Below are 12776 nucleotides of genomic sequence, written 5' to 3'. Positions count from 1 at the left end.
TGTTGTGAATCGGCACTTAATGACAGCAGTTCATCGGACTGGCTCATTTGCGCAGCGAAGAAGCGGCTATAGCTGGGTGCCGGTTGAGTACAGCCCGGTTCGTATTGATCGCTGACTGAAAAGGACGGCGGGGCCAATTGGGGTCAGAGAAATATAAGAGCTGCTTTGAGCTTAACTCCGCCACGACACGCCAGCCAACATTTGCATGCCCGCATTCCCCTTCCTACACTGCCAGTCACACAGCACTGTGCGCAGACCCGTCGTGGTTTTCACCAGTGGTATCAAACATCGGGGGCATCCCCCAGCAAAAGAGATAGGAGCTTTGTCATGAGCCACCTGTCACCTCTATTGAAACAGTCGAGCAAAGTCTGCGCCGAGCGCGGCGAAGGCTGTTGGTTGATTGCCAACGATGGCAAAAGCTATCTGGATTTCACCGCCGGCATTGGCGTTACTTCCACCGGCCATTGCCACCCGACTGTGGTCGCCGCCGCCCGCGAACAGGTGGGCAAGTTGATTCATGCCCAGTACACCACCGTCACCCACCAACCCATGCTCGATCTGGCAGAGCGTCTGGTGGGCAAAATGCCCGATGGTATCGACTCGGTGGCATTCAGCAATGCCGGCTCGGAAGCGGTAGAGATGGCCCTGCGTCTGGCCCGCCACGCCACCCGCCGCGCCAATGTCATCGTTTTCAATGGTGGCTTTCATGGCCGCACCATGGGTGCGGCATCAATGACCACCTCCGGCACCAAGGTTCGCAATGCCTATCACCCAATGATGGCCGGGGTAGTAGTAGCGCCCTTTCCCCATAGCTGGCGCTATGGTTGGAGCGAGGAGGAAGCCACCCGTTTCTGCCTCGCTGAACTGGACCATATTCTCAAGACCCAGACAGCGCCAGAAGACACCGCAGCCATGGTGATCGAGCCGGTGCAGGGCGAATTCGGTTATTACCCGGGCAACAGCGCGTTCATGCAGGGGCTTGCCGAGCGCTGTAAACAACATGGCATTCTGCTGGTGTGCGATGAAATCCAGGCAGGCTTCGGTCGCAGCGGCAAGTTCTGGAGTCATCAGCACTTCGGTATTACCCCGGATATCGTGATCACTGCCAAGGGGCTGGCCAGCGGCTTCCCGCTTTCCGCCATGGCCGCTTCGCAAACCTTGATGGCCAAAGGTCTGGCCGGCTCTCAGGGCGGCACCTATGGCGCCAATGCGGTGTCCTGCGCCGCCGCTCTGGCCACCCTGCGAGTGATGGATAACGAAAATCTGGTGGCCAACGCTGCGGCCCGGGGCCAGCAACTCTGGGATCACTTACAGATCCTGCGCCAACAGTATCCCCAGCTGGCAGACCTGCGCGGCAAGGGATTGATGCTCGGCCTTGAGATTGCCCAATCCCCCGACAAGCCGCTGGCCGATCTGGCAGCCAGCCTGACCACCGCCAGCGAAGAGGAAGGCTTGCTGTTACTGCGCTGCGGTACCGATAGCCAGATCATCCGCTGGCTGCCCCCCTTGGTGGTCAGCGAGGCGGAAGTGGACGACGCTGTGCAGCGCTTCACCCGTGTCCTTGCCCGAGTGATCACATGATTAATATCCTTGTACTGGTAGCACCGGAAGACGGTGAGTTGCCCGGGTTGCAGCCGCTCGCTGAAAGCGCTCATCTTCGCATCCTCAGTGATGAACAAGAGCTCAGGGATGCGCTACCAAACGCAGACGTTCTGGTAGTGACGGATTTTCGTACTGGCGTGCTGGAGCGCTGCTGGCCCGACCAGCACAACATTCGGTGGGTACACGCCACCAGCGCCGGTGTCGATGCGCTGAGGTTCCCGGCCCTGTGGGAAAGCGATATTCCCGTGACCAATGCCCGGGGGCTATTCGACCGGGGTATTGCCGAGTACGTGTTGGGATCGATACTGCTGTTTGCCAAGGATTTTGCCGGCAACCTGCGCTACCAGCAACAGCATCAATGGCGCCACCGGGATACCGAGCGTATCGATGGCCGCCAGGTATTGGTAATAGGCGCCGGCTCCATCGGCGGCGAAGTCTCGCAACTGCTGCGGGCGGTGGGGATGCAGGTTACCGGTCTGGCCCGCAGCAGCCGCGATGACTCCCGGTTTGACCGGGTACTGGCCAATGACCGCCTGCTCGACCTGCTGCCGGACGCCGACTTTGTCATCATCACCGCCCCGCTCACTGAGGATACCCGCGGTTTGTTCAACCGCCACACCTTTGCGGCCATGAAGCCTACCGCGCGCCTGATCAATGTCGGTCGCGGCCCTATCGTAATCACCGATGACTTGGTCGAGGCACTGAATAGCGGCACCATCGCCGGCGCTGCACTGGATGTATTCGAGGAGGAGCCGCTGCCCTCCGAGCACCCGCTATGGGACATGTCCAATGTGATGATCTCGGCTCATATGGCTGGGGATTTCATCGGCTGGCGCCAGGCGCTGGGCGAGCAGTTTGTGGACAATTTCCGACGCTGGCAGGCCGGCGATCCTTTACTTAACGAGGTGCGCAAAACCTAGATCGACCCAAGCGCCCTTCTCCGATCTGCACACCCCTCCTGCACTACACTGGGTGTGTTACGTGAACGCGACCCACAGGCTATGACTGGAGGAGCGATATGCGCAACGATATTCTGACCATGACCGCCACCGACCTGCTCGGCAGCTATCAGACTGGCAAACTATCCCCTGTCGAAGTCTCCGAGGCCATGCTCGATCAGATTGAGCGCCTCGACAGCCATACCAATGGCTTCTGTCTGGTCGACCGCGAGACCAGTCTCGAATTTGCCCGAGAGTCCGAGACGCGCTATCAGCGCGGCGAACCCCAAGGTCTGTTGGACGGTGTTCCGGTGGGCGTCAAGGATGTCTTCCTCACTCCTTGGTGGCCGACGCGGCGCGGCTCGCTTACCGTCGACCCCGACACCACACTGAATAAGGCAGCCCCTTCAGTAGCGGCCCTGGCACGCCATGGCTTTGTGCCTATCGGTAAAACCACCACGCCGGAGCTGGGCTGGAAAGGCGTTACCGACAATCCCATTGACGGCGTGACCAACAACCCCTGGAACCCAGCCAGAACCGCCGGTGGCTCCAGCGGCGGCAGCGCCGTGGCGGTGGCCTTGGGGATGGCCCCCCTGGCATTGGGCACCGATGCAGGCGGCTCCATTCGCATTCCCGCCGCCTTCTGCGGCATCGTCGGTCTCAAGCCCTCTTTTGGCGAAGTACCCCACTGGCCTGCCAGCCCCTTCGGCACCCTGGCCCACGCCGGGCCCATGGCGTGGACAGTAGAAGATTGCGCATTGATGATGAACGTGCTCACCGAAGCCGATCATCGCGACAGCAACGCTGTGCCCCGCCGCTCCATCGATTATCTGGCGGCGCTGCAAGGTGGCGTGCAGGGACTGAAGATCGCCTACAGCCCCAACCTCGGCTTCGTCGATGTCGATCCCGCAGTGGAAGCCGCACTGAACGAGGCGGTAGCGGTGTTTACCGCGCTGGGCGCAGAGGTGTCGCGGGTAGATCCGGGGTTTGGCGATCCGTTGGGTGCCTTCGGTCACCTGTTCTATGGCGGGGCTGCCAACGCCATTCGCGACCTCTCGGCAAAGAAACGCGCCCTGATGGACCCGGAACTGGTCACGGTCGCGGATAAGGCGGCGCAATTGTCCATGCTCGACTATCTGGGGGCGGTCAATGAATCCATGGCCCTGCGCGAGCGCATGGCTCACTTCCATCAGAAATATGATCTCCTGCTGACCCCGGCTTTGCCGATCACCGCCTTCAAGACCGGACGAGAAGTACCGGTAGACTGGTCCCAGACCCGCTGGCCCACCTGGACTCCCTTCACCTACCCTTTCAATATGACCGGCCAGCCAGGATTGTCAGTACCCTGCGGTTTTGACAATGACGGCCTGCCCATTGGCCTGCAATTGGTCGGCGCCCGGTTCAACGACGCACTGGTGCTGCGCGCCGGTCATGCCTACCAGCAGGCAGCCCCCCTCACTGATCACCGACCCGCACTGTTCGATTTCCCGGTCGAGACGGAGTAAGGCCATGTCTTTGAGTAATGTCGATATCGAGATGTACGAATCCGAAGATCCGCTGTGGCATCCGTCGGTGCGCGCCATGCCCATGCCGGGCATCCGCAAGATGGTCAACATGGCAGCGTCGATGTCGGATGTGATCCATCTGTCCATTGGTCAACCGGATCTGCCGGCCCCGGAGAATGTCGTCACCGCCGCCGTCGAGGCCCTTCGCGCCGGGCAGACCGGCTACACCCTGGACGCCGGCCTGCCCCAATTACTCGAAAGCCTCGCCGCCTACTACGGTGAGCGCTATCAGAAACCGCTGACCCCGGAGAATGTACTGATTACCACCGGCGCCACCGAGGCCATCTACCTGGCACTCACCGCGGTGTCGGCCCCAGGCCGCCACTTTATCGTGCCCGACCCGTCCTTCATTCTCTATGCGCCGCTGATCCGCATGAACGGCGGCGAGGTCACCGCAGTACCTACCCATGCAGAAAACAACCACCAGCTTGATCCCCGGGCGGTGATCGATGCCATCGAACCCCACACCTATGGCATCGTACTCAATTCCCCCAACAACCCGACCGGCGCCATCTACCCTCGGGAAACCCTCGATGCCATTCTCCAGGAGGCGGCCTATCGCAACATTCAGGTGATCAGCGACGAAGTCTATGACCACCTGATTTACGACGGTATCGAATACCCTTCAGTGCTGGAAAACTGCAGCGACCTCGATAACGTCATGGTGATCAGCAGCTTTTCCAAAACCTACAGCATGGCGGGCATGCGCATCGGTTGGATATTCGCCAGCCAGGCGGCCATCAAGATGTTGCGGCGCTATCACATGTTCACCACCACGGTAGCCAACACCCCGTTCCAGTGGGCCGGGGTAGCCGCCCTGCATGGTGACAATGACTTTATCGACAATATGCGGATGGAATACACCCGGCGTCGGGATCGGCTGGTAGAGCTGGTGGCTGGCACACCCCACCTCACTGGCTACAAGCCGGAGGGGGCCTTTTACATGTTTCCCTCCCTGCCCGAGGGCGTCAACGGTACCCATGTGGCGCTGCGGCTGCTCAAGGAAACCGGCGTATGCACCATCCCCGGCGAGACCTTCGGCAACCACAGTAACAACGCCCTGCGACTCAGCTATTCCACTTCCCTGGACAACCTTGAGAAAGCCTTCGAGCGCATCATTCCGTGGATGGAAAAGCAGGATTTTGATTGAAGGTAGCCGCCGTCGGCAAATCGAGATGAAGCAATCTGGCATCGCGCCATAAGACCGGGGAAGAGAGAGTGATACAGGCGCGACCGGTCTCTAATGTGCACCTTGCTCGCCGGGAACCTTTGGGACAGCTGTCCGTTGTCCATTCAGGTATCCTTGAGATGCTTTTATCCCACTTCCCGGAAAGGCCCCCATGAACACCGAGCTGACCATCGTCCTCGCCCTGCTCCTCGGCAGCATGGTGCTGTTCATCCGCAACAGACCGCGCATGGATGTGATCGCGCTCATGGTGATTGTGGCGCTGCCGTTGACCGGTGTGCTCAGTATCCAGGAAGCGGTTGCCGGTTTCAGTAATCCCAGCGTGCTGTTGATTGCGGCACTGTTCGTGATCGGCGATGGGTTGGTGCGTACCGGAATTGCCTACAAACTGGGCGACTGGCTTGCCCAACAGGCGGACAGCAGTGAGGCTCGGCTGATTACGCTGTTGATGCTGACGGTGGCGGCGATGGGTTCGGTGATGAGCTCCACCGGGATAGTGGCGATATTCATTCCGGTGGTGATGAGTGTCAGTGTGCGCATGGGTATTCCGGCGTCGCGCTTGATGATGCCATTGAGCTTCGCTGGCCTGATCAGCGGCATGCTGACACTGGTTGCTACACCGCCCAATCTGGTGGTCAGCAGTGAGCTGGTGCGAAACGGCTTCGAGAGTTTTTCGTTTTTCAGTTTCACACCTATCGGCCTGGTGGTGCTGTTCTTTGGTATCGGTTACATGCTGTTTGTGCGCCGCTGGCTGGGCAGTTCGGGGACGGGTAAAGATGAGCCGGAACGCCAGACCATGCATGATCTGGCGGAGCTATATCGACTGCCGGAGCGCGAACGGCGGCTCAGATTGAATGCTGACTCGCCACTGATAGGCCGCCCTTTGAATGAACTGGAACTGCGCAGCGAATACGGCATCAATGTGATTGCGATCGAGCGCCAGCGGCGTTTCCGTAATCTGTTACAGGTGGCCACCGGCAATACCGTGCCGCAGCCAGGCGATATCCTGCTGGTGGACTTGGCCAGCCCGGCCATCGCGCTATTGGGCGCCTATCAGGAGATCGGCGTAACGCCGCTGGAGCTGGAAACCTCCTATTACAGCACGCATTCCCATCAGTTGGGATTGGCCGAGGTGGCGCTGCCGCCGGAGTCGCGCCTGCCCGGCAAGACCATCCAGGAACTGGCGTTTCGCAGTCGTCACCGGCTGAACGTGGTGGGGCTGCGGCGCAACGGCGAGGCGTTGGCGGGGTTGCTGGTGGATGAGAAACTCAAGGCCGGCGACACTTTGCTGGTGGCCGGAAGTTGGAAGGATATCGATCGGCTGCATATATTGACCCGGGACTTTGTGCTGCTCAGTCTGCCGACCGAGATCAAGGAAGTGGTACCCGCGGCGCGCAAGGCGCCCTACGCCCTGCTCAGTCTGGGGGTGATGGTGGCGTTGATGGTATCGGGGGTGGTATCGAATCTGATGGCCGCGCTGATCGGTTGTCTGCTGATGGGCGCGTTCAAATGCATCACCATGGATTCGGCCTACAAGGCGATCCACTGGCCGAGCCTGCTTCTGATCATCGGCATGCTGCCGTTCGCCCTGGCGCTGCAGAAGACCGGAGGTATCGATCTGGCCGTGGGTGGGCTGATGAGTCTGTTCGGCGATGCCGGGCCGCGCGCGCTGCTGGCGACCTTGTTCATTGCCACGGCAGTGATCGGGCTGTTCATTTCCAACACCGCAACGGCCGTATTGATGGCGCCGGTGGCGCTGGCTACCGCGCAGGCACTGGGCATGTCGCCCTACCCCTTCGTGATGATAGTGGCGCTGGCCGCGTCGGCCGCCTTCATGACGCCGGTATCCTCACCGGTCAACACCCTGGTGCTCGACCCCGGCGGTTACCGTTTCAGCGACTTTCTGAAGATCGGCGTTCCCTTCACCATTCTGGTCCTGTTGATCAGTGTGATATTGGTGCCGATGGTTTTCCCGTTGTAACCGTTCTGTTGCCGGTTTGCTGCAAACCGGCAACTGGAGTAACTTGCTGCAGCTCAACACATTGATTCATCGTTTCTGTCACCCGTTTCAGCGTTCCGGATACCAGCATGCCCATCGACAACAGTATTGTTCATCAGATCCACAAAAAGCCCGACGGCCAACCCGCCAGCCTGACCTTGCGTGATGCCGAGCTGGCCAGCTCCGAGGCGCTGGAACAGCTGCTGGCCGGTCTGATCGAAGCCTATAACAGCAAGCCGAACAAGGCCTGGGGCTACTTCCACGAAGAGAGCGGCGCCTATCCGTTCAGTGGCTGGCTGCAGCAGCTGCTGGATGAGGAGCAGGATTTTGTCGGATTTTCCAAGAAGTCCGCCGAGCACCTGAAAACCCTGATGGAAGGCTCAAACCTTGCGCTGGGCGGGCACGTGCTGTTTATCCGCTACCGCCAGGGCATGACCGCGTTCCTGGTCATTGCACTGCTGCACCACACCGAAGGCGTGACGGTGACTGATGATCTCAACGTGGCAGCGGCGCGGCATCTGGACCTGTCCAGCCTGAACATGGCAGCGCGCATCAACCTGACCGAGTGGAAACAGAACGCCAGTTCCAAGCAGTACATTTCCTTTATCCGCGGGCGCAGCGGCAAGCGCGTGTCGGACTATTTCCGTGATTTCATCGGCTGCATCGAGGGCGCCAACCCCGAGCAGGAAACCTCTACTCTGCTCCAGGCGTTTCAGGATTACGTCGGCGAGGCGGATATGCCATCCGAGGAACTCAAGGGCAAGACCAAGGCCATGAGCGGTTACGTCAGCGGCCAGGCCCGCCAGGGCGAGCAAGTGGCGCTGGAGGAACTCTCGGGGCTGATGGATGAAGAGCAGCCGCGGGCCTTCTATGACTATATCCGCAACAAGGATTACGGCCTGAACCCGGAAATCCCGCCGGACAAGCGCACCCTGAACAACTTTCTGAAGTTCTATGGCAAGGCAGACGGTCTGTCGATCAGCTTTGAGGCACACCTGCTCGGTGACCGCGTGGAATATGACGAAAGCGATGATTCGCTGGTGATCAAGCATCCGCCGAAAGGCTTGATCCAGCAATTGCGTAACAAGAGAAAGAGCTAGACGCTTTACTGCCTGCTCTTCCAGGTGAATGCCGGACACATTTTGCGCGATTTCGTCCGGCGTTTAACCTGAACGGCACAGCGATGCGGGAGGTCATCTGTTCTACAAGATGCATTCCGGAGCTGAGCTGATGACCCCCTCAAACAAGATTGTCGTGATCTGCGGCGCCTCAGCCGGCGTCGGCCGAGCCACCGCGGTCGAGTTCGCCCGTAGCGGGGCGACTGTCGCCCTGCTGGCCCGGGGCGAGAAAGGCCTTGCCGGTGCCAGGGCAGAAGTCGAAGCGGTCGGCGGCACCGCCTGGGTGCACACAGTAGATGTTGCTGATGCGCAGCAGGTGGACTATGCCGCCGCGCAGATCGAAGCCGAGTTGGGTCCAATAGATGTCTGGGTCAACAATGCGATGGTCACGGTGCTGTCGCCGGTCAGCAAGATGACGGCCGATGAATACCGGCGGGTCACCGAGGTGACCTATCTGGGTACCGTTCACGGCACCTGCGCCGCACTCCGGCACATGCGACCGCGCAACCGTGGCGTTATCGTGCAGGTCGGCTCCGCCCTCGCCTACCGCGCCATTCCGCTGCAATCGGCCTATTGCGCCGCCAAGTTTGCCTGCCGCGGCTTTACCGACTCCCTGCGAGTGGAATTGCAGCACGAGCAGAGCGCCATTCATGTCACAACCGTACATCTGGCGGCCTTCAATACCCCGCAGTTCGACTGGGCCCGTGTCCGGCTGGACAAGAAGCCCCAACCGATGCCGCCCATATTTCAACCGGAAGTAGCCGCCCGCGGCATCGTCTGGGCGTCAGGGCAGCGGCGGCGTGAGGTGTGCGTGGGCTTTCCTGCGGTGAAGGCGATCTGGGGCAACAAGTTCTTCCCCGTCCTTGCTGATTACAAGCTGAAGAAAGACGGTTACCAGGGCCAGAAGGATGACGAGCCTCTGTCACCCGGCCGACCCGACAACCTGTTCGAACCGGTTGACCGTGACATGGGCAGTCATGGCCGCTTCGACAGCGACGCGCGGGACCACAGCCGACAACTCTGGATGACCATGCATCGTGGCGCAGTGACAACAGCTGCGCTGCTGTCATTGCTGCCGCTGGCCCTGGTGCTGTTCCGAAAAAAACCCTGAAACGACCTGGAAGGAGCCGCCTATGTCTCAGCCCATCAAGGATTATGCATTGATTGGCAATCTGCGCTGCGCAGCGCTGGTTGGCCGCAATGGCAGCATCGACTGGTTCTGCCCTCCCCGTTTTGATTCTCCCGCCTGCTTCACCCGGCTGCTCGGTACCGAAGAACATGGTTTCTGGCAACTGGCTCCAGAACAGACATCCCTGAAAATCGAACGCCATTACCAGCAAGACACCCTGGTGCTGTGCACCGAGTTTCATTGCGGTGATACCGGCCGTGTTCAGATCTGCGACTTCATGCCCCTGCAGAATGACGCCGTGATCGTCCGCCGGGTCGAGGTACTGGAAGGTCGGCTGCAGATGAATATGCAGCTGTCACCTCGCTTTGGTTATGGCGCGCGTCAGCCGCGTATCGAAGAGCTTGTTGACGGTATCAGCCTGCGGGATTCCGACGGTCAGCGACTGGTTCTGCACAGTGAGGTGCCACTGCGGATAGAGGGAGGGAATGTGCTCGCCAGTTTCGCCTTGAACGCGGGTGAGGTGCGGTATTTCACCTTGAGCCACCTGACGCCAGAGCAGATACCCAGCCCTGATCGGGAGCCACCCCAGCTCCTCGCGGATTGCGTGCAATGGTGGCAAGACTGGGTCCGCCAATGCTCTTATCAGGGGCGCTGGCGGGACGCGGTGATACGTTCCCTGATCACCCTCAAGGCGCTCACCTACGAACCCAGCGGCAGCATGGTCGCAGCGCCGACCACCTCACTTCCGGAGGCGCCGGGGCGCGCTGCCAACTGGGATTACCGGTTCTGCTGGATCCGCGATGCGGTGTGGGCGCTGGATATATTGATCGACTCGAACTATATGAGCGAAGTACACGCCTGGGTCCACTGGTTACAGCGCGTGATTGAGCGCACCGCAGGAGATATGCACGTGCTGTACAGCCTGGATGGGCAGGCAGAGCATGGCGAAGAGAAACTGGACTGGCTGCCCGGTTACCTGAACTCCAGACCGGTGCGCGTCGGCAACGCCGCCCATGATCAACATCAGTTGGACGTCTACGGCCAGCTGGTTGATCTGCTCCACGCAGCCCGGCGCAACGGCATGCAACTGAGCCAGCAGGACTGGCATGATCAATGCCGATTGGTGGACGAAGTCATCAAGTGCTGGCAGCAGCCGGATGAAGGTATATGGGAGTTACGCGACCAGCGCCGCAACTATGTCCATTCCAAGGTATATGCCTGGGTGGCGCTCGACCGCAGTATTCGTGATGCAGAGAAATGGCAGCTGCACGCGCCGCTGGATCAATGGCGCGCCGTGCGCGACCGCATCCATGCAGACATCTGCCGTAAGGGCATAGATGAGCGACGCGGCGCCTTTAAACAGAGCTATGAACAGGCCAAGCCGGATGCCAGTCTGCTGATGATTCCCCTGCTTGGGTTTCTGCCTGTTGAGGACCCTCGCGTGCAGGCCACCATCACCTGGATTGAACAGGATTTACTGCGCGACGGCCTGATACAGCGCTTTCTTCCGCAAGACAGTTTCAGCGGAGACGAAGGCGCCTTTCTCGCCTGCTCCTTCTGGTATGCCGACAACCTGGTGATGAGCAAACGAGAGGAAGAGGCGGAGGTCATGTTCGCCCGCCTGCTGGCCCTGCGCAATGATGTAGGATTGCTGTCAGAGGAATACGATCCCCAATACGGGCTGATAGGTAACTTCCCTCAGGCTTTATCGCATCTGGCGCTGGTCAAAAGCGCCTACCTGCTGCAAGCCTGCGAGCAGGTGCACCATGGCGGTGCACCCGAGCGCCACTCCTACAAACCCATGCCATAGACTCTACAGCCCGCTGGGCCAGGTCTCGGCGATATCCGCACTCTGAACCTCGGGCATTGCCAAGGGCTGCAACGCCCGGGTGTGGTCATAATGCAGCATGAAGTCGAACTGCTCAGCCAGCCGGCTGTAGTAATAATGGCTGTGACGTTCGGTCTCCGGCCGGTAGATAACGCCGATTGCCCGCTGCAGTCGGGCTTCGGCCAGCTGTGTGGCCAGACTGCCGGGGCCACGCAGATCGAGCAGGAAGCGCTCATGCGCCACAGTGTGAAACAGCGCCTCGTAACTGCCCGCCAGCGGCTGGCGAATCTGTTTGCGCTCGCCCGGAACGTCCCAGTCCGATGCAGCAGTGACATCGCCGGTGGCAGTGGAAAAGCCGACCAGCAACGCGTCGTCGCCATATCTTTCCCGGGCCAGTTGACCCATATTGAGTTCGCCTCTGGCACCCATCTCGGTGGCAGCAGCGTTGCCCACGTGAGAATTGTGCGCCCATACGACGACGCCCGCCGGCTCGCCGAGCTGATGACTCAAATGGCTGCGCAACGCCTCCAGCGTTTCGAACATATGGCCGTCGCGGATGTTCCAGGAGTTCGGACGGCCACGGAACATCGCCCGGTAGTATTCCTCGGCATTACGCACCAGTCGGGCATTCTGTTCAGCGCAAAAGCGCTGTTCATCAGATACCAGACCCAGCCCTTCGAGCCGCCGAAAGGCGCGCGTCTGCATTTCCTGCAGTTGTTCGGTAATCGCACTCTCGCATGAGGCACTGAGCCCGAATTCCACGGACTGACCGTAGAGATGCGGCTCGTCGAGATATTGGTCCAGACAAGCGTAACGTTCGCGAGCCCGTACTGCCGCGGGCGGATCATGTTTATCCAGGTAGGCAATTACCGCATGGGCAGAACTGCTCATGCTGTACAGATCCAAGCCGTAGAAGCCGACCGGGCGCAAGCCAGCTTCGGCTCGCGGAGGCGCGGCGTTGAATTCGGCCAGCCAACGAATAAACGCCAACACCTCGGTGTTGGCCCACATCCAGGTCGGAAAACGCTCGAAAGCGTGAAATACCTCTTCGGCCTGCTTGCCCGGATCCAGGTTCCAGACATAGCGATTGAGCGCATAGGCGTCGGGCCAATCTGCTTCCACTGCCACGCTGGCGAACCCCAATTCCTCCACCAGCCGACGCGTGATCTGCGCCCGCGCCTGGTAGAACTCATGAGTGCCGTGGCTGGCTTCGCCCAGCATCACCACTGACTTGCCCCGCGCCGCCTCGATAATCGCGTCGAAATCACCCGTTTGGCCGGTGAGCGGCGTTGCCTCTTTCTCTATGGTGCGAATCAGAATGCTGTCAGCTTCGGTCATGAATCAAGTCCCCATCGCGTCTCGTTGCCCTTATTAGAAGGACCGACAGGGGCAGAGACTGTTCAACCCTTTT

9 protein-coding genes are annotated in these 12776 nt (G+C 60.1%); 8 read left to right on the top strand and 1 reads right to left on the bottom strand.

Features of this window, described 5'->3' with window-relative positions; genetic code table 11:
* The first annotated feature begins 327 nt into the window (after positions 1-327).
* The 8 genes from BLU11_RS00885 to BLU11_RS00850 all read left to right on the top strand — a co-directional run bounded on the left by BLU11_RS00885 (position 328) and on the right by BLU11_RS00850 (position 11347).
* Positions 328-1581, top strand: a complete 1254-nt coding sequence (locus tag BLU11_RS00885; RefSeq protein WP_090271605.1) for an aspartate aminotransferase family protein — start codon at positions 328-330, stop codon at positions 1579-1581.
* Positions 1578-2522: a D-2-hydroxyacid dehydrogenase gene (locus BLU11_RS00880; RefSeq protein WP_090271604.1), complete on the top strand. Its 945-nt coding sequence runs from the start codon at positions 1578-1580 to the stop codon at positions 2520-2522. Before BLU11_RS00885 ends, BLU11_RS00880 begins: the two co-directional genes overlap by 4 nt.
* Before the next feature lie 98 nt (positions 2523-2620).
* Positions 2621-4045, top strand: coding sequence for an amidase (locus BLU11_RS00875; protein ID WP_090271603.1), 1425 nt, complete (start codon positions 2621-2623; stop codon positions 4043-4045).
* 4 nt (positions 4046-4049) lie between these two features.
* Complete coding sequence (locus tag BLU11_RS00870) at positions 4050-5255, top strand: pyridoxal phosphate-dependent aminotransferase (protein WP_090271602.1); 1206 nt, start codon at positions 4050-4052, stop codon at positions 5253-5255.
* 190 nt (positions 5256-5445) lie between these two features.
* On the top strand, positions 5446-7272 hold the full coding sequence (locus BLU11_RS00865) for an SLC13 family permease (protein ID WP_090271601.1): 1827 nt from the start codon (positions 5446-5448) through the stop codon (positions 7270-7272).
* Positions 7273-7379: 107 nt separating this feature from the next.
* A complete protein-coding gene (gene yejK / locus BLU11_RS00860; protein ID WP_090271600.1) occupies positions 7380-8390 on the top strand; it encodes a nucleoid-associated protein YejK in 1011 nt (336 codons plus the stop codon).
* Between the two features lie 130 nt (positions 8391-8520).
* Positions 8521-9519, top strand: a complete 999-nt coding sequence (locus BLU11_RS00855) for an SDR family oxidoreductase (RefSeq protein WP_090271599.1) — start codon at positions 8521-8523, stop codon at positions 9517-9519.
* Positions 9464-11347, top strand: a complete 1884-nt coding sequence (locus BLU11_RS00850) for a glycoside hydrolase family 15 protein (RefSeq protein WP_269433241.1) — start codon at positions 9464-9466, stop codon at positions 11345-11347. Before BLU11_RS00855 ends, BLU11_RS00850 begins: the two co-directional genes overlap by 56 nt.
* 3 nt (positions 11348-11350) lie before the next feature.
* Here BLU11_RS00850 and BLU11_RS00845 read toward each other — a convergent pair whose 3' ends face one another.
* Positions 11351-12703, bottom strand: coding sequence for an erythromycin esterase family protein (locus tag BLU11_RS00845; protein WP_090271597.1), 1353 nt, complete (start codon positions 12701-12703; stop codon positions 11351-11353).
* Positions 12704-12776 lie beyond the last annotated feature (73 nt).

This window comes from Halopseudomonas litoralis (assembly GCF_900105005.1).
Lineage (GTDB): Bacteria > Pseudomonadota > Gammaproteobacteria > Pseudomonadales > Pseudomonadaceae > Halopseudomonas > Halopseudomonas litoralis.
The sequence above is the reverse complement of the archived record's forward strand: the minus strand, read 5'-3'. Positions and strand labels throughout refer to the sequence as shown.